Origin of the sequence: Limoniibacter endophyticus, assembly GCF_014652835.1 — a bacterium.
Lineage (GTDB): Bacteria > Pseudomonadota > Alphaproteobacteria > Rhizobiales > Rhizobiaceae > Limoniibacter > Limoniibacter endophyticus.
In genome coordinates this window covers 35918-61327 of sequence record NZ_BMZO01000009.1, presented here as the reverse complement: position 1 = coordinate 61327, position 25410 = coordinate 35918, and the positions used below count along the sequence as shown (strand labels likewise).

General features: G+C 57.3%; 29 protein-coding genes. 14 read left to right on the top strand and 15 right to left on the bottom strand.

Translation table 11 applies throughout. The annotated features are described in order from the left end of the window. The first annotated feature begins 110 nt into the window (after positions 1–110). Positions 111–698, top strand: a complete 588-nt coding sequence (locus IE151_RS13530; RefSeq protein WP_244636751.1) for a shikimate kinase — start codon at positions 111–113, stop codon at positions 696–698. After that, the gene (gene aroB, locus IE151_RS13525; protein ID WP_189491155.1) at positions 695–1813 is read left to right on the top strand and encodes a 3-dehydroquinate synthase; all 1119 of its coding nucleotides are present in this window, start codon (positions 695–697) and stop codon (positions 1811–1813) included. The genes IE151_RS13530 and aroB overlap by 4 nt, the downstream gene beginning before the upstream one ends. Here aroB and IE151_RS13520 read toward each other — a convergent pair whose 3' ends face one another. Further along, a complete protein-coding gene (locus IE151_RS13520; protein ID WP_189491151.1) occupies positions 1814–2119 on the bottom strand; it encodes a BolA family protein in 306 nt (101 codons plus the stop codon). 227 nt (positions 2120–2346) lie between these two features. On the opposite strand from IE151_RS13520, the gene IE151_RS13515 reads away from it, so the two are divergent. The 4 genes from IE151_RS13515 to IE151_RS13500 all read left to right on the top strand — a co-directional run bounded on the left by IE151_RS13515 (position 2347) and on the right by IE151_RS13500 (position 6924). Next, positions 2347–2976, top strand: a complete 630-nt coding sequence (locus tag IE151_RS13515) for a J domain-containing protein (RefSeq protein ID WP_189491147.1) — start codon at positions 2347–2349, stop codon at positions 2974–2976. 85 nt (positions 2977–3061) lie between these two features. Continuing rightward, positions 3062–4051, top strand: a complete 990-nt coding sequence (gene cobS, locus IE151_RS13510; protein WP_189491144.1) for a cobaltochelatase subunit CobS — start codon at positions 3062–3064, stop codon at positions 4049–4051. Between the two features lie 6 nt (positions 4052–4057). Then, positions 4058–5950, top strand: coding sequence for a cobaltochelatase subunit CobT (cobT, locus tag IE151_RS13505; protein ID WP_189491142.1), 1893 nt, complete (start codon positions 4058–4060; stop codon positions 5948–5950). Next, positions 5947–6924 carry an esterase-like activity of phytase family protein gene (locus IE151_RS13500; protein WP_189491137.1) on the top strand — a complete coding sequence of 326 codons (978 nt, stop codon included), beginning with the start codon at positions 5947–5949 and terminating at the stop codon, positions 6922–6924. The genes cobT and IE151_RS13500 overlap by 4 nt, the downstream gene beginning before the upstream one ends. 19 nt (positions 6925–6943) lie before the next feature. Here the strand turns inward: IE151_RS13500 and IE151_RS13495 are convergent, their stop codons facing one another. Both IE151_RS13495 and rpmB read right to left on the bottom strand, forming a co-directional pair. Further along, complete coding sequence (locus IE151_RS13495) at positions 6944–7621, bottom strand: queuosine precursor transporter (protein WP_189491135.1); 678 nt, start codon at positions 7619–7621, stop codon at positions 6944–6946. 111 nt (positions 7622–7732) lie between these two features. Further along, the gene (gene rpmB / locus IE151_RS13490) at positions 7733–8035 is read right to left on the bottom strand and encodes a 50S ribosomal protein L28 (protein WP_189491132.1); all 303 of its coding nucleotides are present in this window, start codon (positions 8033–8035) and stop codon (positions 7733–7735) included. Positions 8036–8302: 267 nt separating this feature from the next. Between rpmB and IE151_RS13485 the strand changes: the two genes are divergently transcribed. Then, the gene (locus tag IE151_RS13485) at positions 8303–9088 is read left to right on the top strand and encodes a DUF3108 domain-containing protein (protein WP_189491130.1); all 786 of its coding nucleotides are present in this window, start codon (positions 8303–8305) and stop codon (positions 9086–9088) included. 5 nt (positions 9089–9093) lie between these two features. Here IE151_RS13485 and gloB read toward each other — a convergent pair whose 3' ends face one another. Further along, the gene (gene gloB / locus IE151_RS13480) at positions 9094–9861 is read right to left on the bottom strand and encodes a hydroxyacylglutathione hydrolase (RefSeq protein ID WP_189491127.1); all 768 of its coding nucleotides are present in this window, start codon (positions 9859–9861) and stop codon (positions 9094–9096) included. 155 nt (positions 9862–10016) lie between these two features. Here gloB and IE151_RS13475 point away from each other — a divergent pair, with 155 nt between their 5' ends. After that, complete coding sequence (locus IE151_RS13475) at positions 10017–10772, top strand: methyltransferase domain-containing protein (RefSeq protein WP_189491124.1); 756 nt, start codon at positions 10017–10019, stop codon at positions 10770–10772. Here the strand turns inward: IE151_RS13475 and metW are convergent. Both metW and metX read right to left on the bottom strand, forming a co-directional pair. Continuing rightward, a complete protein-coding gene (gene metW, locus IE151_RS13470) occupies positions 10769–11386 on the bottom strand; it encodes a methionine biosynthesis protein MetW (RefSeq protein WP_189491121.1) in 618 nt (205 codons plus the stop codon). The genes IE151_RS13475 and metW overlap by 4 nt on opposite strands. After that, a complete protein-coding gene (gene metX, locus IE151_RS13465; RefSeq protein WP_189491118.1) occupies positions 11383–12588 on the bottom strand; it encodes a homoserine O-acetyltransferase MetX in 1206 nt (401 codons plus the stop codon). Before metX ends, metW begins: the two co-directional genes overlap by 4 nt. 193 nt (positions 12589–12781) lie before the next feature. On the opposite strand from metX, the gene hisC reads away from it, so the two are divergent. After that, positions 12782–13885, top strand: a complete 1104-nt coding sequence (gene hisC, locus IE151_RS13460) for a histidinol-phosphate transaminase (protein WP_189491115.1) — start codon at positions 12782–12784, stop codon at positions 13883–13885. Positions 13886–13888: 3 nt separating this feature from the next. Beyond that, a complete protein-coding gene (locus tag IE151_RS13455; RefSeq protein ID WP_189491112.1) occupies positions 13889–14824 on the top strand; it encodes a prephenate/arogenate dehydrogenase family protein in 936 nt (311 codons plus the stop codon). Positions 14825–14876: 52 nt separating this feature from the next. On the opposite strand, the gene IE151_RS13450 is transcribed toward IE151_RS13455, so the two are convergent. Further along, positions 14877–15851 carry a DUF2125 domain-containing protein gene (locus IE151_RS13450; RefSeq protein ID WP_189491108.1) on the bottom strand — a complete coding sequence of 325 codons (975 nt, stop codon included), beginning with the start codon at positions 15849–15851 and terminating at the stop codon, positions 14877–14879. A gap of 61 nt (positions 15852–15912) precedes the next feature. Between IE151_RS13450 and IE151_RS13445 the strand changes: the two genes are divergently transcribed. Further along, positions 15913–16437, top strand: a complete 525-nt coding sequence (locus IE151_RS13445) for a gamma-glutamylcyclotransferase (protein WP_189491104.1) — start codon at positions 15913–15915, stop codon at positions 16435–16437. Here the strand turns inward: IE151_RS13445 and IE151_RS13440 are convergent. From IE151_RS13440 to ftsE, 4 genes are all read right to left on the bottom strand, one after another. Then, positions 16434–17234, bottom strand: coding sequence for a lysophospholipid acyltransferase family protein (locus IE151_RS13440; RefSeq protein ID WP_189491101.1), 801 nt, complete (start codon positions 17232–17234; stop codon positions 16434–16436). The two genes, IE151_RS13445 and IE151_RS13440, sit on opposite strands and share 4 nt — an antisense overlap. Positions 17235–17326: 92 nt before the next feature. Continuing rightward, positions 17327–17989, bottom strand: coding sequence for a YdcF family protein (locus IE151_RS13435; protein WP_189491098.1), 663 nt, complete (start codon positions 17987–17989; stop codon positions 17327–17329). A gap of 113 nt (positions 17990–18102) precedes the next feature. Then, positions 18103–19086 (bottom strand): cell division protein FtsX, encoded by a 984-nt coding sequence (locus IE151_RS13430; protein WP_189491096.1) that lies wholly within the window; start codon positions 19084–19086, stop codon positions 18103–18105. Continuing rightward, the gene (gene ftsE, locus IE151_RS13425) at positions 19079–19738 is read right to left on the bottom strand and encodes a cell division ATP-binding protein FtsE (RefSeq protein ID WP_189491093.1); all 660 of its coding nucleotides are present in this window, start codon (positions 19736–19738) and stop codon (positions 19079–19081) included. The genes IE151_RS13430 and ftsE overlap by 8 nt, the downstream gene beginning before the upstream one ends. A gap of 218 nt (positions 19739–19956) precedes the next feature. On the opposite strand from ftsE, the gene IE151_RS13420 reads away from it, so the two are divergent. The 3 genes from IE151_RS13420 to IE151_RS13410 all read left to right on the top strand — a co-directional run bounded on the left by IE151_RS13420 (position 19957) and on the right by IE151_RS13410 (position 21632). After that, positions 19957–20508 carry a hypothetical protein gene (locus IE151_RS13420; protein WP_189491090.1) on the top strand — a complete coding sequence of 184 codons (552 nt, stop codon included), beginning with the start codon at positions 19957–19959 and terminating at the stop codon, positions 20506–20508. Positions 20509–20559: 51 nt separating this feature from the next. Next, on the top strand, positions 20560–21099 hold the full coding sequence (hpt, locus tag IE151_RS13415) for a hypoxanthine phosphoribosyltransferase (protein WP_189491087.1): 540 nt from the start codon (positions 20560–20562) through the stop codon (positions 21097–21099). 167 nt (positions 21100–21266) lie between these two features. Then, complete coding sequence (locus IE151_RS13410) at positions 21267–21632, top strand: response regulator (RefSeq protein WP_189491085.1); 366 nt, start codon at positions 21267–21269, stop codon at positions 21630–21632. A gap of 77 nt (positions 21633–21709) precedes the next feature. On the opposite strand, the gene IE151_RS13405 is transcribed toward IE151_RS13410, so the two are convergent. From IE151_RS13405 to IE151_RS13390, 4 genes are all read right to left on the bottom strand, one after another. Then, the gene (locus tag IE151_RS13405) at positions 21710–22591 is read right to left on the bottom strand and encodes a 3-hydroxybutyryl-CoA dehydrogenase (RefSeq protein WP_189491082.1); all 882 of its coding nucleotides are present in this window, start codon (positions 22589–22591) and stop codon (positions 21710–21712) included. 134 nt (positions 22592–22725) lie between these two features. After that, positions 22726–23655, bottom strand: coding sequence for an electron transfer flavoprotein subunit alpha/FixB family protein (locus IE151_RS13400; protein ID WP_189491079.1), 930 nt, complete (start codon positions 23653–23655; stop codon positions 22726–22728). Positions 23656–23673: 18 nt separating this feature from the next. Next, entirely contained in the window at positions 23674–24423 is a 750-nt protein-coding gene (locus IE151_RS13395) for an electron transfer flavoprotein subunit beta/FixA family protein (RefSeq protein ID WP_189491076.1), read from the bottom strand. A 199-nt stretch (positions 24424–24622) separates the two neighbouring features. Then, positions 24623–25396, bottom strand: a complete 774-nt coding sequence (locus tag IE151_RS13390) for a rhomboid family intramembrane serine protease (RefSeq protein ID WP_189491073.1) — start codon at positions 25394–25396, stop codon at positions 24623–24625. Positions 25397–25410: the final 14 nt, after the last annotated feature.

Here is a 25410-nt window from a genome sequence, read left to right as displayed (position 1 = left end):
ATTGCGCATTTATGCTTTGTCTTCAGGCGCTTTGCAAGCAGCTCGGTCGTACCGACGAAGCTTGATTTTTGGTTTGAATTGATGTCGAACGGGCTTGAAGGAAGATGCCCATGAAAATGCTGCCACGCGCCAAGGCAAATGCACTCATCGAGGCTCTCGGGGGGCGTTCGATTGTATTTGTCGGCCTCATGGGGGCCGGAAAGACCGTTATCGGCAAGCAGGTCGCTGCGATGCTGTCTTTGCCATTCGTCGACAGCGATCACGAGATCGAAGCCGTGTCGCGCATGACGATCCCCGAGATATTCGAGGCCTATGGTGAGCAGGAGTTTCGCGCACTGGAGCAGCGCGTAATCCTGCGCGTCCTGGAAAGCGGCCCGCAAGTTCTTTCCACTGGCGGCGGTGCTTTCATCAACGAAAATACACGAGCCGCCATTATCGCCCAAGGTATTTCGGTGTGGCTGAAGGCAGACCTAAATCTTCTGATGGAGCGGGTTTCGCGCCGCCAGAACCGTCCGCTTCTCAAGGTTGCCGATCCGCGCGCCGTGATGGCCGATCTTATGGCCAGGCGTTATCCCGTGTATGAGACAGCCAATATCATCATTCATTCGCGCGATGTTCAGAAGGATGTGATCTGTGCGGAAGTCATCGAAGAAGTTCTCCGGCATTGCCTCTCCGCAACTGAAGGCCAGACTGTATGACCGCTGATATTGCCAAGGTTCGCGTCGGCCTGGACGAGCGCAGCTACGATATTCTGATAGGCTCCGGACTCGTTGCACGCGCCGGTGCTGAAATCGTCGACCGACTGGGCAAGGTGCGGGCGATGATCGTTACGGATGAGAATGTCGCCGCTGCGCACCTGGAGGCGTTGCAAGCTTCGCTTTTGCATGCTGGGATCGAGCATGCAACGCATGTACTGCCGACGGGTGAGACGACGAAGAGCTTCGCGCATCTTGAGGCGACGGTTGAAGCGATACTTGCTGCACGTCTGGAACGCGGCGACATCGTGATTGCCTTTGGAGGGGGGGTAATCGGCGATCTGGCCGGGTTCGCCGCCGGCGTGGTGCGACGCGGCATGCGCTTTGTGCAGCTCCCGACGTCACTTCTAGCGCAGGTCGATTCCTCCGTGGGAGGCAAGACGGGAATCAATTCACGCCACGGCAAGAATCTCGTCGGAGTTTTTCATCAACCCCGTCTGGTGCTGGCGGACACAGATGTACTGAATACGCTGTCTGAGCGCGAATTCCGCGCTGGTTACGCGGAGGTCGTCAAATACGGGCTGATTGACAAGCCTGAATTCTTCGTCTGGCTCGAGAAAAACTGGCACCAGGTGTTTTCCGGAGGCGATGCCCGCAAGCAGGCCATAGCCATTTCCTGCCAGGCCAAGGCCGATGTCGTAGGCCGCGATGAGTTTGAGACGGGCGATCGCGCACTCCTCAATCTGGGTCATACTTTCGGCCACGCGCTCGAAGCCTTCTGCGCTTACGACTCCGCGCGCCTGGTGCATGGCGAGGGGGTTGCAATAGGAATGGCGCTGGCGCATCGGTTTTCGACGCGGCTGAATCTGGCAAGCTCGGACGACGCCAGTCGCGTCGAAGCGCATCTGCGTGCGGTTGGTTTGCCGACATGCATCGATGAAATCCCAGGCATGAAACCTACCGCAGAGGCACTTTTGACCTATATCATGCAGGACAAGAAGGTATCGCGCGGTGCGCTTACCTTCATCCTGACACGAGGAATCGGACAGTGTTTCATCGCTAGGGATGTGCCATCATCGGAAGTGCTGGCATTTCTGGAACAGTCTCTCGAACGCTGATTACCAGCGGGTGGGTTCGCCAGGAGCGGATGCCTCGATGGCAAGTGCGTGTACGCCGTTTTCCAGTTCATGGGCAAGAAGGGCATGGATTGCGCGGTGGCGATCAAGGCGGCTCATTCCTTCGAACGCGGTGGCAACGATACGGACGCGGAAATGCGTCTCGCCGGAGCCGTCAAATGCCGCATGATGGCCCGAATCTTCGTGTTTATGTCCTGCGTGCAGATGGCTTTCGTTGACAACCGCAAGCCGGTCGGGGGAAAATTTCTCCGTTAGCTTGGTTTCGATAGCGTTTTGTATGGTCGTCATGTTAATCCTCTTGGGAGTATTCAGCTTGTCCGGTTTCGTCTTGATGCCTCTGGCATCGGTCGATTCGTATGCCGGGAACCAGCCGTCTGACCTCGCGTTGGCGCATGACGCTATCCGGAGGTCTTCGTGTCAACCGTTTCGCGCTTTGCATGAGCACCCTTAGGGGTTCATTCTTGCGTGGATGTTAATTCTGTATGCAACGGCCTTTGTGCCGATATTCAGGTCCGATGAACGCAAAATCTGATTTATTCGCCTCCATCCGCTTTGCCGACAAGAAGCGCAAGAAAGCCGAGCCCGTCAAGCAGATCTGTCAGTGGGACGGCTGCAATGCCGACGGATCGCATAAGGCGCCCGTCGGGCGCATGCGCGAGGGTGAATATTTTCATTTCTGCGTCGATCACGTGCGCGAATATAATAAGCAGTTTAATTACTTCTCCGGATTGAGCGATGGCGAAGTCGCGAAGTTCCAGAAAGAAGCGGTGACTGGACATCGTCCGACCTGGAAAACCGCCTCCAATGCCACAACCTCGAGCGCCACGCACCAGTCCTCGCCAAACTTTTCGCAAATGCGTTCCGGCTCGGCGGCCTATTACAGCCGCGTCCGGGATCCGCAGGCGAAAGCGGCACGTCCCGAAAGCATCGTGCCGAAGGCGCGACGCCCTAAGCCGCTTGAGGCCAAGGCGCTCGAAACGCTGGGCCTGGGCCCCAACGCCACTAGCGGTATGATCACGACGCGTTATAAAGAACTGATCAAGCTGCATCATCCGGATGCCAATGGCGGCGATCGCGCTTCCGAGGAGCGGTTCCGCAATGTTCTTGAAGCATATCGTTTGCTCAAGAAGTCCGGTTTCTGCTAAGCGAATTCGGGAACTTGCAGTTCTCCGCCGGGAGGACTCGCCATATTGAGATAGATGCCGGCGCTTGTCGGTTTGTGGAGTTTGCATGAACAAGGTCGACCGCGATATCGCCAATCTTCCAGACACCACCGTCAAGGTGAAGGACGTTTTCGGTTTCGATTCCGAGATGGTCGTGCCGGCCTATTCGGAAGCTGACGCACATGTGCCGGAAACCGATCCGGACTATTTGTTCGACCGTCAGACCACGCTGGCGATTCTCGCTGGTTTTGCCTATAATCGCCGCGTCATGGTTTCGGGCTATCACGGGACGGGTAAGTCGACCCATATCGAGCAGGTTGCGGCTCGCCTCAACTGGCCTTGTATCCGCGTCAACCTCGACAGCCACGTCAGCCGTATCGATCTCGTCGGCAAAGATGCGATAGTGGTCAAGGAAGGCATGCAGGTTACCGAATTCAAGGACGGTATCCTGCCTTGGGCTTACCAGCACAATGTGGCGCTCGTCTTCGACGAATATGATGCCGGTCGCCCGGACGTCATGTTTGTAATTCAGCGTATTCTGGAATCGTCGGGCCGCCTGACCTTGCTCGACCAGAGCCGCGTCATTCATCCGCATCCGGCTTTCCGCCTGTTCGCGACTGCCAACACGGTTGGCCTCGGTGATACAACAGGCCTTTATCACGGCACACAACAGATTAACCAGGCGCAGATGGACCGTTGGTCGATCGTCACGACACTGAATTATCTGCCTCATGATAATGAAGTTGCGATCATCCTCGCCAAAGCCAAGCATTACCAGAACACGGCTGGCCAGCAGATCGTCAACAAGATGGTGCGTGTCGCCGACATGACGCGCTCGGCCTTCATCAATGGCGATCTTTCAACCGTGATGAGTCCCCGTACGGTGATCACCTGGGCCGAAAACGCGCATATTTTCGGCGGTGACGTCGGTTTGGCCTTCCGCCTGACCTTCCTCAACAAGTGCGACGAGCTGGAACGTTCGGTCGTGGCGGAATTTTATCAGCGCGCCTTCGGTGAGGAATTGCCGGAATCGGCGGCCAACATCGTTCTGGGATAATCCGTTTTGGCAGGCCCTGGTGACAATACCCGCAATGCAAACAAGGCAGTCGGCAATAGCGATGTGCTGAAACGCTCCGTGTCCGTCTGTGTGCGCTCGATTGCTGGCGATCATGAGATGGAAGTGGCCTTTTCAAAGGATCGTCCATCGCTGGTTGGCAACCGTGCGCGCCTGCCTGAACCGTCTCGCAAGCCCACGGCGGAAGAAATCTCCGTCATTCGTGGCATGGGTGATTCCATGGCGCTCAAGCTGGCCTGTCATGACACTGTGGTGCATTCGCGCCTCGCGCCTGCTTCCAAGCCAGCCCGCGACATCTACGATGCCGTCGAGCAAGCGCGTGTGGAAGCCATCGGTTCGCGCAATATGGAGGGTGTTGCCGCTAATATTGGCGCGATGCTCGAAGACAAATACCGTCGCGCCAATATGCAGACGGTGGAAAGTCGCGAAGACGCCCCGCTTTCGGAGGCGGTTGCGATGCTGGTTCGTGAAAAGCTTACCGGCCAGGCTGTACCGAAGAGTGCAGAGTCGCTTGTTGCGCTCTGGCGTGACTGGATCGAGGAAAAGGCGGGCGTAGATCTTTCCGGGCTCGTCAAGGAGCTCGATGATCAGAATGCGTTCGCCCGCGCTGTGCGCCGCATGTTGAGCGCCATGCAGATGGCGGAGGATATCGAGGACGAATCCGACGAGCCGGACGCGGAGACTCCTGACGAGGATCAGGAGCCGCAGGCAGAGGAAAGCGAGGATGACGGTTCTGAGCAGGAAACTGGCGGCGAAGACGCTCAGGCCGAGGATGCCGAGCGTTCCGATGATGAGCCGGAAGAGGGCGAGAACGATGTCTCGGATGCTGCAGCCGACGACGATGGCGAGGAGCTGGACGAGGAAAACGAGACGCCCGGCGAGTCGCGCCGCCCTGAAAATCCTTTCGATCAGGCTGCGCGTGACATCGACTACAAAGTCTATACACGGGCGTTTGACGAGACGGTAGGCGCCGAAGAACTATGCGATGAGGAAGAGCTGGAGCGCCTGCGCGCCTATCTCGACAAGCAGTTGGCGAGCCTTTCAGGCATTGTGGGACGTCTGGCGAATCGTTTGCAGCGCCGCCTGATGGCACAGCAGAATCGCTCATGGGATTTTGATCTCGAAGAGGGATATCTCGACCCGGCGCGACTGTCGCGTATCATCATGGACCCGATGCAACCGCTCTCCTACAAGATGGAGAAGGATACGCGCTTCCGTGATACGGTCGTGACGCTTGTGCTCGACAATTCGGGTTCTATGCGCGGGCGTCCCATCACAGTTGCCGCCACCTGCGCCGATATTCTAGCCCGTACGCTGGAGCGTTGCGGCGTTTCTGTTGAAATTCTGGGCTTTACCACCCGCGCATGGAAAGGTGGCCAGTCGCGCGAACAGTGGCTCAAGGGTGGTAAGATTGCCGCACCCGGCCGTCTCAACGATCTGCGGCATATCATCTACAAGTCGGCTGACGCCCCCTATCGCCGCTCAAGACGCAATCTCGGGCTGATGATGCGCGAGGGGCTGCTGAAAGAGAACATAGACGGGGAAGCCCTGCTCTGGGCGCATCAGCGTTTGATGGCGCGAGCTGAACAGCGCAAGATCCTGATGATGATCTCGGATGGCGCGCCGGTCGATGATTCGACGCTTTCTGTTAATCCGGGCAATTACCTCGAACAGCATCTGCGCTCCGTCATTGACCTGATTGAGCGCCGTTCACCGGTCGAGTTATTGGCAATCGGCATTGGCCATGATGTGACACGCTATTATCAGCGCGCAGTCACTATCGTGGATGCCGAGGAGTTGGCAGGCGCAATGACCGAACAACTTGCCTCGCTCTTCGAAGAACAGAGTGCGGGCGCCTCAAAGGTTCGCCAACGCGCATGAAGCGAGCAGCCTGCCTGCTCGCTTTTTCTCTGCTTTCCGACATGGCGTTTGGCGCGGAAGGTGTTCTTCTGCCGCGCCCCATCCCAAGCTTCGGTCCGGCCAATGCGGATGCTCCTCACTCGGGCGCAATGCTTTTCGAGGCAGGCTTCAGTCTGACGAGCGGCGCAGAAACCTTTGGCGGCATTTCTGCCTTTCGCTATTTCGACGAAGGCCGTTCGATCATCGGCGTTACCGATGAAGGTAACTGGTTCTTCGCACGGGTGGAGCGCGACGCGCTGGGAAGACCGACCCGGCTTTCTGACCTTGCGATGCAGCCGCTTCTGGATCTGAAAGGCCGTCCCTTCACCCATAAACGCGATGCCGACTCGGAAGGCATGACAATCATCGGCGACGAGGTGTGGGTGAGCTTCGAACGTCGCGCACGCGTTCTTCGCTATAAGTTTCAGCCGAGGCGGATGGGCTTCGCCCTCGGGGAAGTCGATTTCATCATTCCTCCACACGACCTTCGGAAGAATCGCGGTATGGAAGCGCTGACGCTGGCGCCGGTAAATTCCGGTTTCGGTGCGCATCCTGTGGTGATTTCGGAGCGAAGCCTTGACGCTAGCGGGAGTATATTCGCGGCCATTCTCAGGGGCCCGCGCAAGGGCGTGTTCAAGATCAAGCGCACCAACGAGTTCGATATAACCGACGCAGCATTCTTGCCCGATGGTCGGTTACTCGTGCTGGAGCGGCGCTTTTCCATGATCGGAGGTGTCGCCATGCGTATGCGCCGTCTTGATCTGAGCAAAGCGCAGAACGCGCCCTATGATGGCGAAATACTGCTGGAAGCCAATATGAACAAATCCATAGATAACATGGAAGCGCTCGATGTTTTCAAACGTGCCGATGGCAAAATTGTCGTCGGCGTGATGTCCGACGACAATTTTTCGTTTTTCCAGCGCAATCTTTATCTCGAATTTACGCTGGGGAACTAAGGCTATCGACAAAACTTGCCTAGGCGAGGGTAGGACGGCTGTATGAGGCCACGATCAGGCGATAAGGGATCAGCGCCACAACGGCGATGGCCAGCTTGACCAGAAAATCCCCGAGCGCCCAGGAAACCCACCGTGGCGCTTCCATTGCCATCAGGCCAAGAAGCGGAGAGTTTTCGAGCGCAAAGGGTTCGCCCGCGCCGACGAAGCCGAACACAGGGGCAAAGGCCACTGAGAAAAAGATCGTCGTGTCGACAATCGAGCCGGACAGCGATCCGAAGACGGGCGCACGCCACCAATCTTGCTTGCGCAGCCAGTTAAAAACCGTCACGTCGAGCAGTTGCGCTATCAGGAAGGCAGTGCCCGAGGCGATCGCGATGCGAGCGATGCGACTTGCCGTCATTTCAAATTCGAGCCAGCCGGTCGCATATAGCAGCTTGGGCGCGATAATCGAGGCGGTGACTGCAACGGCAAAGCCAATGAAGACGATGCGGCGCGCGGTTTTCGGGCCGTGAATGCGGTTGACCAGATCGGTGACAAGGAAGGCCAGGGGATAGGCGAATGCGCCCCAGGTCAGCACGTCTGCAAGTTGCAAAGCCCCGACCTGCCCGTGAATGGGAAACTGGACGAGGAAGTTGGAGATAACGACAACAAGCGTCATCGCGAAGATGTAGGGAGTATAGGACGTCGCTCTGGACATTTTTTTATCCTGGGTAATGGAACCAGTGCCTGCGGTTATTCGCATGGCCACATAAAATGCCAAAAAGCGGGCTCAAGGCCCGCCTTTGAAAACTCGTGAAGGCCGGGCCGGTTAAGCGGCAGCAGCAGCTTCTTCAGCCGTCTTCTTGCTGATCTGCTTCTTGAGCAGGCGCGCGCGCTGCGACAACTCGGCAGCATCAGCCTTGATCAGGAAAGCGTCGAGGCCACCGCGATGCTCGACCGAACGCAGGGCGTTGGCAGAGATGCGCAGGCGAACGTTCTGGTTCAGCGCTTCCGAGATCAGGGTAACGCGGACGAGGTTCGGCAGGAAGCGGCGACGCGTTCTGTTGTTTGCGTGGCTCACATTGTTGCCGCTCATAACGGCCTTGCCGGTCAGTTCACAAATGCGGGACATTTCACTACCTTTGATTCATTTCCGGCCAGATATCGAGGCGCTTGTGCCAGCGCGCATGGAAATCCACGGCCTAAATATAAGAGTTGCGTTCCCATAGTGGGAAAAAATCCGCTCGTCAAGCGTAAGCCGGGTAAACTCCGCACCGAACGTGGGATTTCCGACACGCTGCCCATGGATTTTTATAGGACATAGAAGATTGAAAAGCACTTCACATATTTGTCTCAATCGTGTCGTTTACAAAGATCAATGCCGCAACCTAGGACGAGTATGCTCAAAGCCACGGCCCTTGCCGCCATCGCTCTGTTTTTCGGTGCAACAGCGTCGGCTTGGTCGCAGACGCGCAGTGTGCATGTTCAGGCCGATTACACTGTTTCTTATCTTGGCATTCCTGTCGCCATGTCGCAATTCGACAGCATCATCAGTTCCAGCAGCTATAAAACCACCGGAACGCTGCGCAGCGCTGGCATTGTCGATATTTTCGACCGTACGCGCGGTACGACCTCCGTCTCTGGGCGATTTTCTCGGGGCTATACGCGTCCAGCTGCCTTCCGCACCGATTATAGTACAGGCGGTGAAGACAAGATGATCTCCATGCGCTTTTCCGCCGGAGCGGTGACGCGTGTCGACCTGAAGCCGGCCACGAAGAAGCGCGGCGACGATTGGGTGCCGGTGAGCAAGGCAAGCTTGCAGAGCGTGACCGATCCGCTTTCGTCAACCATGGTGCAGGCAGAAAGCGCCGAAACCGTCTGCAATCGGACCCTCAACTATTATGACGGGGAGCTCCGGGCTGACATAGAACTTTCGCCTGCCGGATACGAGCAGGTTTCGATCCCGGGGTTCAAAGGCTCTGCCGTCTCCTGCACGGCACGTTTCGTACCCGTCGGCGGTTATCGCGCAAATCACAGCGGTATTCGTTATTTGCGCGACCGCTCCAGAATCAGAATCGCCTTTGCCGAAGTTGGTGGGACAAGTATTTATGCTCCGGTACGCGCCTCGGTCAGCACGAGAATCGGTGCCATCGTCATTCGTGCGACGAAACTCGAAGCACGCTGACCCCCTCAGAAAAGGTCCTTGCGCTTACGCAATTCGGCAAAGACCTCTTCGTCGGTGGCCCCCTCCATGTCGAGATTCTTTCGTAAGGCCTTGTCGTGCCAGCGCATGAACGGGTTCGTCGCCATTTCATCGACCAAGCGTGTCGGCAAGGTTGCCTCGTTGGCGGCGCGCAGGGCGCGGATCGACTTGACGCGATCGACCAGTGCGGAGTTCGTCGGATCGACGGTCAACGCAAATTCGGCATTGGATAGCGTGTATTCGTGGCCGCAATAGATCGTGGTTTCGAGTGGCAGCCGAGCAAGTTTTTTCAGCGATTCCAGCATTACTGGCGGCTTGCATTCGAAAAGCCTCCCGCAGCCCAGCGCAAACAACGTATCGCCGGTAAAGGCGATCGCATCTTTTGTAAAATAGAAGGAGATATGGCCGGCTGTGTGGCCGGGGGTCGAGATCACCTTGATCGGATGACCGGCAAAGTCGATCATGTCACCATCCGAAACCGCGCGATCAATGCCAGGGATTTTGTCCTTCTCCGCTTTCGGGCCGATGATCTTGAGACTGTAACGCTTCTTCATCGACAGATTGGCATCGACGTGGTCGAAATGGTGATGCGTGGTTAGAAGCAATGTTGGCGTCCAACCGGTGCGTTCGATGGCCGCATTGATCGCCGCTTCCTCCGGTGCATCGATCAGCAGGGTCTGGCCAGACTTGCGGTCATGGACGAGGACGCCAAAATTATCCGAGCGGCAGAGAAACTGTTCGATAGCTAGCGACACGATATCTTCCGGAAATAATTGCAAGATGAGACGACGGCAGCCTAGCGCAGTTTTTCCCGGACAGGAATCGCTTTGACGAGAAAATTGCGGAATGCGGCAACGGGATAGATAACGGCGCATTTTCATCAGGCCGCCTTTGAGATACAAGAACCGCTATGACCGAGGATATTGTTGAGCTACGCCGTTTCTATGATTCAAGCCTCGGTGCGCGGGCAAGCCGCTCCATTCACGCTGCACTTTCCTCGCTATGGGAACCGATGAGCGAAGAACGGCTGATGGGGCTGGGCTACACGATGCCCTGGCTTGACCGTTTCGCTCCGGATGCGGAGCGTGTCCTGGCCTTTATGCCGGCGCGCCAAGGGGCGACCACCTGGCCATCTGCCGGCCCGAATGCTGTGGCACTCGTTTACGAAGAAGAGTTGCCGCTTGCCGACGCTTCCCTTGACCGCGTTCTTCTCGTGCATGCGCTCGAGCATGCCGAAAATCCCGAGCAGCTCCTGATGGAGATTTGGCGCGTTCTTTCACCGAATGGACGTGTCGTGGTGGTTGTGCCTAACCGGCGCGGTGTTTGGGCCCGTTTCGAGCACACGCCGTTCGGCACGGGCCGTCCGTTTTCGCGAACGCAGCTTTCCAGGCTAATGCGTGCTGCGAATTTCACGCCTTCGGTCTCGGCGGAGGCGCTATTTTCGCCACCATCGGAGAAGAACTGGGTGGCGAAACTGGATAACGTTCTGGAACGCGGCGGGCGGCGCTTCTGGCCTGCTTTTGCTGGCGCCCTTATTATGGAAGGGCAGAAGCGGCTTTATCAGGGGCTTGCTGTCAAGCAGCGTTCCTCACGCCGCGTCTTTGTCCCAGCCCTCGAGCCGCAAGGCGTCGCCGGCACGGCCTATAATCGTGACGGGCAGGTCTAGCGCTTGAGCAGGAAGACAGCCTGCTGACCGAAGAAATTCCAGAACCACCAGGGCATGGAAAGCGACATCTTCTTGCCGGAGAGATCAAGCGCCACGGCTTTTTCAACCTTGGCATCAAGCTCTCTGCAGAGATTGACGAAGTCGCGGATCGTGCAGAAGTGAATGTTGGGCGTATCATACCAGGCGTAGGGCAGGTCCTTCGTCACGGGCATGCGACCAGCGAGAAGAAGAGACAAACGGACCTTCCAGTGGCCGAAATTCGGGAAAGAAACGACCGCGTACTCGCCAATGCGCAGCAATTCGTCGAGAACCTGCTTCGGATTGCGCGTCGCCTGGATCGTCTGCGACATAAGCACATAGTCAAATCCCTTGTCGGGATAGAAGGTCAAGTCGATGTCTGCGTCGCCCTGAATAACGGAAAGACCACGTGCAACGCATTGGTTGACGCCACGCTGTGACAGCTCGATGCCGCGTCCATCAACTTTGCGCTCGTTCTGCAAGAGCTCGAGCAGGGCACCGTCGCCGCAGCCGACGTCGAGCACGCGCGCGCCCTCTGGAATGAAGGTCGACACCACTTCGAAATCGTTGCGGGTGGATTGTTGCTCGGGGCTCATATTGTGGTCAGTCCTCGTGCCTTGGCGGCGGCATTAATAAAGCCGCGCATAGCACCATAGAATTCAGGCTCTTCCAGTAGGAAGGCGTCGTGGCCACGGTCGGTCTCGATCTCGACAAAGGAAACCGACGCACCGGCGGCATTCAGCGCGTGCACGATGTTGCGGCTTTCTTCGGTCGGGAAGAGCCAATCGGAGGTGAAGGAGACGACGCAGAATCGTGTTTTCGTTCCCGAGAAGGCGTCGGCCAGTCGCCCGCCATGATCGGCAGCGAGATCGAAATAGTCCATTGCCCGCGTCATGTAGAGGTAGGAATTGGCGTCGAAGCGGTCGACGAAGCTCATACCCTGGTGGCGCAGATAGCTCTCGATTTGGAAATCTGCATCAAAACCGAAGGTCAGATTGTCGCGATCCTGCAAATTGCGACCGAACTTCCGGTGCAGGGCCGGTTCCGAGAGATAGGTGATATGAGCCGCCATTCGCGCAACCGCCAAGCCCTTCTTTGGCTTCTTGCCTTGCTCGATGTATCGCCCGCCGCACCAGTCGGGATCTGCCATCACGGCCTGACGTCCGACTTCGTGGAAGGCGATGTTCTGTGAGGAGTGGCGCGCGCCGGTAGCGATCGGCATGGCGCAGAAGACGCGGTCGGCATAGCTTGAGGCCCATTCCAGGACCTGCATGCCGCCCATGGAGCCGCCGATGACCGCAAACAGCTGGTCTATACCGAGATGATCGACGAGCATGGCCTGGGCGCGCACCATGTCCGGAATGGTGATGATTGGCAGATCGATACCATAGGGCTTGCCGGTGGCCGGATTGATGTTCGCCGGACCGGTCGAGCCAAGACATCCCCCAACGACGTTGGAGCAGATGACGAAGTATCGCTCGGTATCGATGATCTTGCCGGGGCCGAGGATAGGCAGCCACCAGCCCGGCTTTCCCGTCACAGGATGCGGATTGCCGACATGCTGATCGCCGGTCAGGGCGTGGCAGATCAGGACTGCGTTGCTCCGATCCTCGTTCAGTGTGCCATAGGTCTGGTAGGCGATCTGGAATGGCGCCAGCATCGTGCCCGCGTCAAGCTGCAAGGGATTGTCCGTGCCGAAATGCGCAATCTGGCTGGCCGGAAAATTCGCCTGATCGACGTTGGGTTCGCTCTGATCCACCGCGTCGGCACCTTTGATATCGGAAGGAGATATGGTCATCTTGGACCGTAGCTAGAAACTCTGCCCTACCCGTGTCAATCTTTTCCTTGCGTCATGCTTGCTGGCCCAGGCAACAAGGGGGGAATTTTTCTCGACAGAAAGCCGGCCAAGTTGTATTTCCGACGCGTCATTCCGGCAAAAAGCGCTGGAATAGCCTGCCATAATGGCGGGTAAAAGAGATCAGGTGGTTATCATGTCAGTCGAAGAAATGCGTCCTCGTCCTCGTGATGGTGTTATGCAGATCGACGCCTATGTTCCAGGAAAGAGCAAGGCGCCGACGACTGGCAAGGTTTATAAACTGTCGGCCAACGAGACGCCTCTTGGACCGTCACCCAGGGCACTTGAAGCGATTGCGCAGGCATCGCGGGCGCTCGAACTCTACCCTGACGGACAGGCGACGTTGTTGCGTGAAGCGATCGCTTCCGTCCATGCACTAAATCCCGCCAATATTGTCTGCGCGAACGGCTCGGACGAGTTGCTTGGGCTGCTCGCGCTCACCTATCTGCAGCCGGGTGATGAAGCGATACACACGGAACACGGCTTTCTCGTCTACAAGATCCAGATATTGGCGCAGAACGCGACGCCGGTAGAAGTCAAGGAAACCGATCTGCGCATCGACGTGGATAATATCCTGCAAGCGGTAACGCCACGGACGAAGATGGTCTTCATCGCCAATCCATCCAATCCGAGCGGTACCTATCTGCCGTTCGACGAGGTGCGGCGTCTGCAGGCGGGGCTGCCCAAGAACGTGCTTCTGGTGCTTGACGCTGCTTATGCCGAATATGTGCGGCGCAATGATTACGAGGCTGGCATGGCGCTTGTTTCGGAAGCCCAGAATGTCGTGATGACGCGAACCTTTTCGAAGATTTACGGGTTGGCGTCGCTGCGCATCGGGTGGATGTACTGTCCCGAACACGTCGCGGATGCGATCAATCGCGTGCGTGGGCCATTCAATGTCAATCACCTGGCGATGGCGGCGGGTGCCGCGGCCATTCGCGATCGCGTGCATATGGATCGTGCCGTTGCGCATAATGAGGAATGGCTTGCTTGGCTGACCGCCGAGGTTTCGGCCCTTGGCCTCAAGACAACGCCTTCTGTTACCAATTTTCTACTCATCCATTTCGACGAAACTGGAGATCACACGGCTGCTGCCGCTGACAGCTATCTCTCGGACCGAGGCTATATTTTGCGGCGCGTTACGTCCTATGGACTGCCGGGCGCGCTGCGTATGACTGTCGGAACGGAAGAAGCCAATCGCGGCGTCGTTGCCGCCCTCAGAGATTTCCTGAAAAGTTGAACAATGACACAACCACTCTTTGAAAAAATCGCACTGGTCGGCATCGGTCTGATCGGGTCGTCCATCGCGCGTGCCGTCAAACGCGGCAATCTTGCCAACAAGCTCGTCATCTCCACGCGGTCGCAGTCGACGCTCGACCGCGCAGCTGAACTTGGTCTCGGAGATGCCTACATCGCCGATGCGGCGCAAGCGGTTCAAGACGCCGACTTGGTCGTCGTCAGTGTACCGGTTGGCGCGTCGGGTGCTATTGCGGAGCAGATCGCCGCCGCGTTAAAGCCAGGCGCCATCCTTACCGATGTCGGATCGACCAAGGGCTCGGTCATCGCGCAGATGCAGCCGCACGTGCCGGATCATGTGCATTTCATTCCTGGTCATCCTCTCGCGGGAACGGAAAAGTCCGGTCCCGATGCAGGCTTTGCAGACCTGTTCGAGAAGCGCTGGTGCATTCTGACGCCAGTTCCGGGGACGGATGTTGCTGCGCTCGACAAGCTCACCCGTTTCTGGCAGGCGCTCGGCTCTAATGTCGAGAGCATGGACCCCGATCATCATGACAAAGTGCTGGCCATCGTTTCGCACCTGCCGCATATCATTGCCTATAATATCGTTGGCACCGCGGATGATCTGGAAACGGTGACGGAATCGGAAGTCATCAAGTATTCTGCTTCCGGATTCCGTGACTTCACCCGCCTTGCCGCGTCCGATCCAACCATGTGGCGCGACATCTGCCTGCATAACAAGGAAGCAATCTTGGAGATGCTGGCCCGCTTCTCGGAAGATCTCGCATCCCTACAACGCGCGATTCGCTGGGGAGACGGCGACAAGCTTTTTGATCTCTTCACGCACACGCGCTCGGTGCGCCGCTCGATCATCGAAGCAGGGCAGGAAGTCGACCTGCCTGACTTCGGCCGCCATGCGGTGCCAGAGACGACGCAACAATAGACGTAGATATGGAAGGCCGGATTTCGTGTCCGGCTTTTCATCATGTCCTCAGTCAGAGCGGCGGAATTTTGCCGACCGGGAAAAAGCCGAGAATCACGCTACCCTTCTGCACGCGCAGTGGTACCCTGGCCTGGGAGCCGAGGAATGCGAATCCCATCCGCACCTGATCTGCCGCTTCCGGCACGAAGGCCGCAACAACATCGCCCAACGCTGCGGGCTTCTCGACCGCAAGGTCGAAATTTCCGCTCAACAGGCCGTTTGCATCAACCTCGTAAGGACCGTTCAGCTCAAGCCGCGTCTCGCCCAACGTCAGTACGAATGTGTTCAGCGTGCCGGATGTACCGCGCAACGTACGCGCATTTTCGCGCAGCAGTGCGATGCCATTATTGACGAGCACGTCACCAATGCCCGACAAGGCAGGAACCTCGCGTCCTTCAAGAAGAGCCGGATCGATAGTCAGATCGGTAAAGCTGTAGCTTAGCTGCAAGTTCTGGCCGCTCGGGTTCATATCGCTTTCGAACTTAGCCAATGTAAATTGCGGCATATCATTGCTGGTCGCCGTCAGTGTTTCTCCGTTCAGGGCGACGCTGGTTGGAAGCGGTCGGGCCAGACGGATGCTGCTGTCCAGCTTCTGCCAGTTCACATGGAAGGCGCCGAGGCCTGCAATGTCGAGCAGCGCAGGGCCTTGTAAAGTACCGTTGACGCGGAACGGGTCGTAGAAGGTGGCAGATGATCGGAATGCGCCCGCGGAGAAGGAGTAGAGCTGGTCCGGATCCTTGTAGGACAGCGCTTCGCAGTTTAGCGCGAGCGTAAAGGGAAAGCCGCCGGTTTGCGGCCGGGCACATTCGGCAACGCCACCCTTTGCGTTGATATTGGCGCTGATCGTCTGCACGCGGCTTTCAAGCTGGCGAGCGACATAGAACCAGCCAACGACATAGCCCAGTACCAGAAGCAGAAGGATCGCGATCAGCCAGACGAGCCATCTGCTGCGGCGCGGTGCTTGTTGCATGGTCTGGCTTGACGACATCTGCTTTCTCCCGTTACCCCTCGAACGAGGTATATTTATAAATTCGAATTGGCATCTCGATATGGGCGATTTTTGGGTCTTTGGCTATGGGTCACTGATGTGGCGGCCGGGTTTTGCGCATGTCGAAACGCAAAGAGCGCGCCTGCACGGTTATCGCCGTTCGCTTTGTATCTATTCCCATGTGCATCGCGGTACCCCCCAGCGACCCGGCCTTGTGCTAGGTCTCGATAGAGGCGGTTCCTGCGTCGGCATGGCGTTTCGTGTTCCTGGCGATTTGCAGGAGGAAGTGGTCGCCTACCTGCGTGATCGCGAGATGGTGACGGGGGTATATCGCGAGACGGTGCTGCCGATCACCCTGCAGAACGATGATCGTGTCGCCGCGCTATGCTACGTCGTCGATCCGCTGCACGCGCAATATGCGGGTAAGCTCACGCCCGATAAGGCGGCCGAGGTTGTCGCTGGGGCGGTTGGAAAATCCGGGCCGAACGAGGACTATGTCATTAATACGGTGGAGCATCTCCAGGCGTTGCGCATCAGCGACTTTTGGCTGGAGAGTGTGGCAAGGACTGTGAAGAAAACGGGCTAGGAAACGCCTGCGGCTGCTTCTTCGCGCAGTTGCGAAAGCCGCGCCTGCGCAGTCGGCGGCAGTGGCGGGCAATCCTTCATAGCCGCCGTTTCCATCAAAATCTCGTCGCAGCCTGCTTCAGTCTCCTGAATCAGACGTGCCATGAATTCCTCTTTGGAGAGTCCTGCTTCGATGGCAGGGAGGAAACGCGCCTTGATCGTTCCGGGAAAGCGCAGGAATTTGCGGCGCGGCCAGAAGAGGCCAGCAACATGCGCAACGGGGACGACAGGCAGGTTGAGTTGACTATAAAGTTCGGCCACGCCCCACTTGTATGCCGGTGCGGCACCTGGCGCACGACGCGTGCCCTCAGGATAGATGATCAGCTGGCGCGTGTCGGCAATCTCCTCGCGCGCCGCGGCGGCCACTGTCCGCAACACGCCGCCCTTCTTGGCGCGATTGACGGGGATCATGCGCATCTTTTTGACATACCAACCGAATACCGGGATCCACATGAGCTCCCGCTTCAGGATATAGACCGGGTCTTTGAGATAGGGGAAAAAGGCGATCGTATCCCAGAAGGATTGATGCTTTGGCGCCAGGATGAAGGCGCCTTCCGGCAGATGCTCAAGACCTTCGATTTCGACCTGCGTGCCTGCCAGAACCTTGTGCAACCATTGCGAGGACCAGGACCAGAAGCGGGGCACGATCCACGCGAGATGACGCGGTGCCAGGAAGTAAAATGGCGTCCACAGGATCATCTGCAGGATCAGATTAAGATAGAAAGCCGTGTTGAAGATCACCGAGCGCAGAATCAGCATGGTCGTCCATTCAGTCAGGTCGCGGGGAAGTGCCGGGGGAGGCAGGTGCCATCTCGTACACTGTCTGGCAATGCTTGCAAAGCCGTAGTGCTTTAGTGCCGTTTTGCGGTAGTTCCGCTGACATGGGCTAATTCCGCTTCACCAAGTGAATTGCCGGATATGTCTAGGGGCAGGAAATTGCGGACAAGAGCCGCCAGATATTTGCTGTACTCCGTCAGGAGCACGCGCACAGCATCCGGGTTGTGCAACCAGGCACCATCATCGAGTCGGGTGAGAACCACAGGATAGGGGCGCAGTTCCACTTTTGAAAGGGTGCGCTGCAATTCCAGCAGCGTGCGTGGCATGTGATAATTGTTCGTCACGACGATCACGCTGCGAAATTTGTGGCCGCGGATCCACTTGGCACTTTCGGTGGCATTGCCGATTGTGTTGAGGGCGGCCTTGTCTATGTCGACGCAGCAGTCGAAGAGCTTGCGATCGGTTCCTGTCGCTATGCGGATTTCGTCAGGCTTTGCCATCGGATTGACGCCTGAGATGAGCAGCCGCTTTCCCTTGCCGGTGCGTAGCAGGTCGATCGCTGGCGTCAGGCGAGCATATCCACCAGTCACGACGACGATGGCGTCAGCTGCCTCCACATCGGCGGGCGTTTTCATCGAGCCGATATATTGAGTGAAGACGCCAAAGCCGGCGAGGAAGAACAGCGCGCAGGCCAACACGGCAAACAGAAGATTGCGCAGGATGCGCAAGAAAGCCATCCCGGTTCTACGGCGAGGGGAATCGCCATTTTGAACATCCGTTTGTCGCTTCGACTTCATGACCACCGATTAACGATAAATTGCGGCTATGCCTAGGTGGATTGTCATGGTTCTCAGAGGTCGAAATCGCGGTTTGGATCTTCGATCTGGCGCAGATAAGAGAGGACCGTGAGATGGGAGGTTGCAGCGGCAAGGATGGCGATGACCAGAATGATGACAAAGGCTCCGAGATAGCCTGTGGTGCCGATTGAGAAGTTGCCGAAAAGGGCCGCAGCCTGATCGGCCTCCGGCGTTGCCATGTTGCGGCTGCTCCACCAGCTGAACAGCCCGAAAACAAGCATTGCGGCTGCACCGCCTGCCGTGGCCCCCTTGAAGCCGGTCGCCAGAAAGTGCCTGCCGAACTGCGCGGCGATGAAGCGCCCCTGTGCGCCGACGAAGTGCAGCACTTCTATGATATGGCCATTGCCCGCCATAGCGCCGCGCGTTGCGAAGACCACGGCCAGCGTCGTTGCGGAGAGCATCAGCATCAGCACCGTGAGGCCGATCAGCACAGTCGAGCGTGCCATTGCGACAAGACGATCCACCCAAGTACGGTGGTCGTCAATGGAGGCGGCCGGTACTTCTCTCGAGAGGCGCTCCCGAATTGCTGCAAAATCCGGCGGCGACTGGTGATCGATGGAAAGAACGACAAGTCGCGGAACGGGAAGTTCATCCAGGTCCAGCCCTGATCCAAGCCATGGTTCAAGCAACCTGCCCATAGCCTGTTCATCCACGACACGGGTCGACAGAACGCCGGTGAAAGATGAGGCAATTGCGGATGCATCGGTAATTGCCTTGTCAATATCGAGGCCGCGTGAAGGCTTGATCTGGATGGTTGCCTCGCGAGCAATCTGCGTTTGCCATTCCGATGCCGAGTTGCTGACCAGCGTCACCCCGCCAAAAGTCAGGCAGGAGAGAAAGGTCATGATGGCGATGACGCATGCAAGCGCGGTTCCTGCCACGTTGCGTTGCGGCACGATCGGAGTCTGCTTGAGCCGTTTGCGATCCCTGGCGGCGTCGGCAAGGCCCAGTGCGTAATCGCGCATGCGCTCAATCATAAATGTCGAGCCTTCCCTGCGAAAGCACCATGCGGCGTGCCTCGACCTGATCCATCAAAGCGACATCGTGGGTAGCGATCACGACAGCGGTTCCAAGACGATTGAGCTCGAGGAAAAGGCGCAGCAGACGCCGCGCCAATGGCGGATCGACATTGCCGGTTGGCTCGTCGGCCAGGAGGATTTTCGGTTGCTCGATCAAGGCTCGTGCTATGGCTGCGCGCTGCTTTTCGCCGCCGGAGAGGATGGGCGGGCGGGCATGCATGCGCTCGCCCAGGCCGACCCAATTCAGGAGATCGACGACGTCTGCGCGGTAGCTTGATTCCTCGCGGCCGCGCACGCGTAGAGGGAGCGCGACATTTTCATAGGTAGTCATGTGATCCAGCAGGCGAAAATCCTGAAAGACAACGCCGATCTTGCGCCGGATAAGCGGTAATTCGCGCCGATCCAAGCTGGAGCGATCCTTGCCGAACACGGTGATAAGGCCGCGTGTCGGCTTCATTGACATGAAGAGCAAGCGCAGAAGCGTCGTCTTGCCCGCGCCGGAGGGGCCGCTCAGAAACTGGAACGATCCCTCCGGAATGCGAAAGGTGACGTCGCGCAGAACCTCTGGTCCCATGCCGTAACGCAGCCCTACATTTTCGAAACGGATCACGTGCAGTCCTGAAATGATGCGCCGTCGGAAGAACGGCAGAGAATCGATTGCGGCACACTAGCTTATGAAACGATACGATTAAACCGCTTCGATGGAGGAGCGTGACAAGGTGTGGCTGGCAAAATTAAGGCGGTTCGCAAGCTTTGTTAACTAGAAGTGTTCATGTTGCGTCGTTACGCAGCGCGAAGGTGGAACTTGCAACCACGGACAAAGACGCGATGAATAGCGGCCACGGTCTGCCGCTGGACGGGGAAATTCTGCCGCCGGTTGGAAAGCAGTCGGGCGGTTTGTCTGCCTTTGTGCCTAAAGCGCATCCTGCACCCTCCTCAAGCGGGACCGGCCCATCGCCTGATCTGTCTTATTTTCAACCTGCCGCACCAAAACGCGCACCTCTACCGGTGTTTTCCTCTCTCGCTCTGATCGTTGCTATCGCTATTGCGTGCGGAGCCGGTTTGGCCGGTCGATCGTCCAGCCGGAATATCGCTTCCGGAAGCTCTGTTTACGTAGTGCAGTTGAAGAGTCGGGTGCAGATGCGAGGCGCCATTGGCAGGCTTTTCGTGGACGGCATGTTACGGAATGGCTCCAATGCGCACCAAGCCTTGCCGCCGTTGCGTGTTCGGGTTATTTCGCGCGCAGGGAATGTGCAGTTCTTTCCGTTTCACGTAGCATCGGCTTCCGCGTCGATTGCACCGGGCGGAGAAATTGTCTTCAGCGCCCGTTATCCGATTACGGGCGACGGAGTTCGTTCCGTTTCTATCACAATGCCCTGACTGGCCGCTTTTTGAAAACTGGCCTTCATTACTGATCGACAGGAGAGGCCGATGATTGAAGTTCGCGGCAAGAAAATCGACGTTCTTTACGATGTGCAAGCCATCAATGAACGCAATGCGTCTCTGGCAACAGAAATAGCCAAGCGCGATTACCACGACCTGCTCGTGATTTCGATCCTCAAGGGGTCGTTCATCTTTGCTGCCGACCTGATCCGCGCCATGCATGATCACGGTTTGGCACCGGAAGTCGAGTTCATGTTCATTTCGAGCTATGGAACCGGCACGACGAGCGGCGAACTCAAGATTCTGCGCGACATCGATAATGATGTTTCGGGTCGCGACGTGCTGATTATCGACGATATTCTGGAATCTGGAAAGACATTGCGCTATACGCGCGACCTGATGCTTTCTCGCGGCGCCAAGAGCGTTTCGCTCGCCGTCCTTCTCGATAAGCGGGAGAAGCGCAAGGTCGATCTGGAGGCAGATTTTGTCGGCTTTGAATGCCCGGACTATTTCGTCGTCGGCTACGGAATGGATGCAGCCCATGCTTTTCGAGAGCTTCCATTTGTTGGCGTCGTTAAAGAAGGGTGAAAGGGCAGGCGAAGCCTGTAAATGCTGGGATTTTAAGGAACCGGATTGGGATTCGCCGGTTGAATATCAGAGCCTTGCAGACACCGGTTGCAATTGAATCGCCTTTTAACCTTTGGTTAGCCGGTTCTGTTCAGGGATCATCAATGGATGACCGCGATATTCGAGCCATGGCTAAGATACTCATTGTTGAAGACGACGACTCGGTACGCATGCTGGCTGCAAGGGCTTTGCAGGTGTTCGGACACGAAATCCAGACCGCGGACGATGGCGCGAGCGGTCTGCAGACGCTGCATGAATGCGACGGCGATTTCGACCTCGTCGTCTCCGATATCCGTATGCCGGAAATGGACGGCATCGAGATGGCAAAGCGCGCGGCACAGGAGTTTCCGGGTTTGCGCATCCTGCTCGCGACCGGCTATGCGGACCAGCGCGAAAGAGCCGATGATCTCAATGGCGTGGTCATCGATGTTCTTCAGAAGCCTTATACGCTTGCCGAAATCCGCGAACGGGTCGATTATGCGCTTGCGCAGTAAAACTCGACTAAATCAGGCGAGATGAAGAAAAGGCCCGGTGCGGATCGCATCGGGCCTTTCTTCATTTTAGAAACTTGTCACCGGGTGGGGACCGGCGTCTCACCTCTATAATCATAGAAACCACGGCCTGCCTTGCGGCCGAGCCAGCCGGCTTCGACATATTTGACGAGGAGCGGGCAGGGGCGATATTTCGAATCCGAGAGACCATCGTGCAGCACCTGCATGATGGAAAGACAGGTATCGAGGCCGATGAAATCTGCGAGCTGCAACGGCCCCATCGGATGATTCGCACCAAGACGCATCGCCGTATCGATCGAATCGACCGTGCCAACGCCTTCGTAAAGCGTGTAGATCGCTTCGTTGATCATCGGTAAAAGGATACGATTGACAATGAAGGCCGGGAAATCTTCTGCAACGGTCACTGTTTTACCGAGTGCTGCGACATAGACCTTGGCCGCGTCGAACGTCTTGTCGTCCGTCGCGATACCGCGCACCAGTTCGACGAGGTTCATTTTCGGAACGGGATTCATGAAATGGATGCCCATGAAGCGTTCCGGGCGATCTGTCTGGGCTGCCAGGCGGGTAATCGAGATCGACGAGGTGTTTGTCGCAAGCAGCGCTTCAGGGTTCAGAAGTGGGCAGAGAGCCTGAAAGATCTTGCGCTTGACCGCTTCCTCTTCCGTTGCCGCTTCAATTACCAGATCACAGCTGGCGAGCGCGTCCATCTGTTTGACCGGCTTGATGCGCGCAAGAGCTTCGGTACGATCGGTTTCGGTGATTTTGCCGGAATTGACCTGACGAGCGAGATTGCCGGAGACGGTGGCAAGCGCATTTTCAAGGCTCTCCTGCGAGAGATCGTAGAGCAGGACGTCGAAACCTGCCGCTGCGCTGACATGAGCGATACCGCTGCCCATCTGCCCCGCGCCGATAACCCCGACTGTTTGAATCTTCACCGACATTTTCTCCGTCCCGCTTCGATTTTCGACATATTGCAACCTAGACCATGATCCTAATGATTAGAAGTCACGAGGAGAGCTACTTACGAAAAAGGCCGGATCGAATCCGGCCTTCTTGATGCTTTCTCCCGATCACCTTAGAGCGCTTTTTCAAGTTCCGGCAGCACGGTGAAGAGATCCCCGACGAGACCGTAGTCGGCAACCTGGAAGATAGGAGCTTCTTCGTCCTTGTTGATGGCGACGATGACTTTCGAATCCTTCATGCCGGCCAGATGCTGGATGGCGCCGGAAATGCCCGCTGCGATGTAGAGCTCGGGAGCCACGACCTTGCCCGTCTGACCGACCTGCCAATCGTTGGGCGCGTAGCCCGCATCGACGGCTGCACGGCTCGCACCGACGGCAGCGCCAAGCTTGTCCGCGAGAGGAAGGATAACTTCCTTGAACTTCTCCTCCGAACCCAATGCACGTCCACCCGATACGATGATTTTGGCAGAGGTCAATTCAGGACGGTCACTCTTCGACAGCTGGTTCTCGACGAAGGTTGAAAGACCTGCCTCTGGACCGGCCTCGATCTTCTCGAGGCTGGCGGAACCGCCTTCGGCTGCAGCCTTGAAGGTGGCGGTACGGACGGTGATGACTTTCTTCGAGTCAGATGTCTGCACGGTCTGGAGGGCATTGCCCGCATAGATTGGACGCTTAAAGGTCTCGGCATCGATCACTTCAACGATGTCGGAAATCTGCATTACGTCGAGCAGTGCGGCAACCCGCGGCAGCACGTTCTTGCCGGTTGTCGTTGCGGGTGCCAGGATCACGTCGTAGTCGGCGGCCTTGGTGAGGATGAGATTGGCAAGTGGTTCGGCGAGCTGATTTTCGAGCTCATCGGCCTCGGCCAGCAGAACCTTGCGCACCCCGGAAAGCTTGGCAGCCGCATCAGCCGCCGCCTGCGCGCCCTTGCCGGCAACGAGGATGTCTACATCACCGCCGATCTGCGTCGCCGCGGACAGGGCCTTTGCGGTTTGTTCGGAAAGAGCAGCATTGGTGTGCTCTGCGATCAAAAGAATAGCCATGATATTGTCTCCTCGACCTTAGAGCACGCCTGCTTCGTTCTTCAGCTTGTCGACCAGTTCGGCAACGGAGCCAACCTTGACGCCGGCCTTGCGACCTGCTGGTTCCTCGGTCTTGAGAACTTTCAGACGCGGAGCGGTATCGACACCAAAATCGGCTGGCGACTTTTCGTCCAGCGGCTTTTTCTTGGCCTTCATGATATTCGGCAGGGACGCATAGCGCGGTTCGTTCAGGCGAAGATCCGTGGTGACGATGGCAGGCAGCTTGAGATCGACAAGCTGGAGACCGCCATCGACTTCGCGGGTGACACGGGCCTTGCCCTCTTCCAGTTCGAGCTTGGAAGCAAACGTGCCTTGTGCCCAGCCAAGCAGGGCGGCCAGCATCTGACCGGTTTGGTTGGCATCGTCGTCGATCGCCTGCTTGCCGAGAATGACGAGATCCGGGCTTTCGGCTTCCACCACGCCCTTCAGTATCTTGGCGACGGCGAGCGGTTCAACCACGCCGTCGGTCTTGACGAGAATGGCACGGTCGGCGCCCATTGCAAGTGCGGTGCGCAGCGTTTCCTGTGCCTGAGCAACGCCGATCGAAACAGCGACAATCTCGGTGATCTTGCCCTTTTCCTTCAGACGGATGGCTTCCTCGACGGCAATTTCGTCAAAGGGATTCATCGACATCTTTACATTGGCAAGTTCGACGCCTGAACCGTCGCCCTTCACACGAACCTTCACGTTGTAATCAACAACGCGCTTAACAGGCACGAGAACTTTCATGGAATGTCACACCTCTTGGTTTTCAGGATCTGGCTCCTGGCTCGTTCCAAGGAGCAGTCAGCCCCTTCTGTTTTATTCCGCTAACTTTCCCCGTAATCCTCCCGGAAAAAGTCTGGGTTGCGGCGAAGTTAGTTAGGCTTTCCGGTCAGGTCAACAGATGGAAAGACGACGTAGGCAGCGTAAATCCTTCTTTATCCCATCAGCCCTTGCTCCATGGACCACGCCATGCCGACGTGTCTTCGATCGCCGCTGCTGGCAGACTCGCATCGATAGCCACGCTACGCGGGGTTTCTATACGTCTGTCGAGCAGCGGTACGTCGCGACGGCGCAGAAGCCATACGAGAATGCCGCCGGTCACGATGCCACCAATGTGAGCTGCCCATGAAATTTCGTCATCACCCCCGATGAAAAACATTCCGAACTGCCAGGCGATCCAGCCGGCGAGTACAAACCAGGCAGGGATGCGCAACGGAATTCTTCCGAAAGCCAATACCCAGATTTTCACCCGCGGGTGCAGAACCAGGTAGGCCGTGACGATGCCGGCAATTGCACCCGAGGCGCCGATCAGCGGCATCTGTGACTCGGGGATCACCAAGCCATGCAAGATAGCACCTCCGACAGCACACAGGATATAGAAGACGAGATAGCGTACATGTCCCATCGCATCCTCTACATTGTCGCCGAAGACCCAAAGAAAGAGCATGTTGCCTGCAAGATGCATCAGGTTCCCGTGCAGAAACGCGTAGGTTACATAGGAAAGCTGGTGCGGGATCAAGTCGAAGCCCGGGGGTAGGTCAGCGATGTCGTTGACGACCGCAGGTATGAAGCCGAAGCTTATGGCTGCTGCCATCTCGTAGCTGCCGGGCACTGTGGTGAGAAGATAGATGGCGATATTGATGCCCATGAGCGCCAGCGTCATATATTGCAGCTTAATGTGCTGCAGGCGGTTTGCATCATGAAGCGGGATGAACATATGTCGACTTCTAT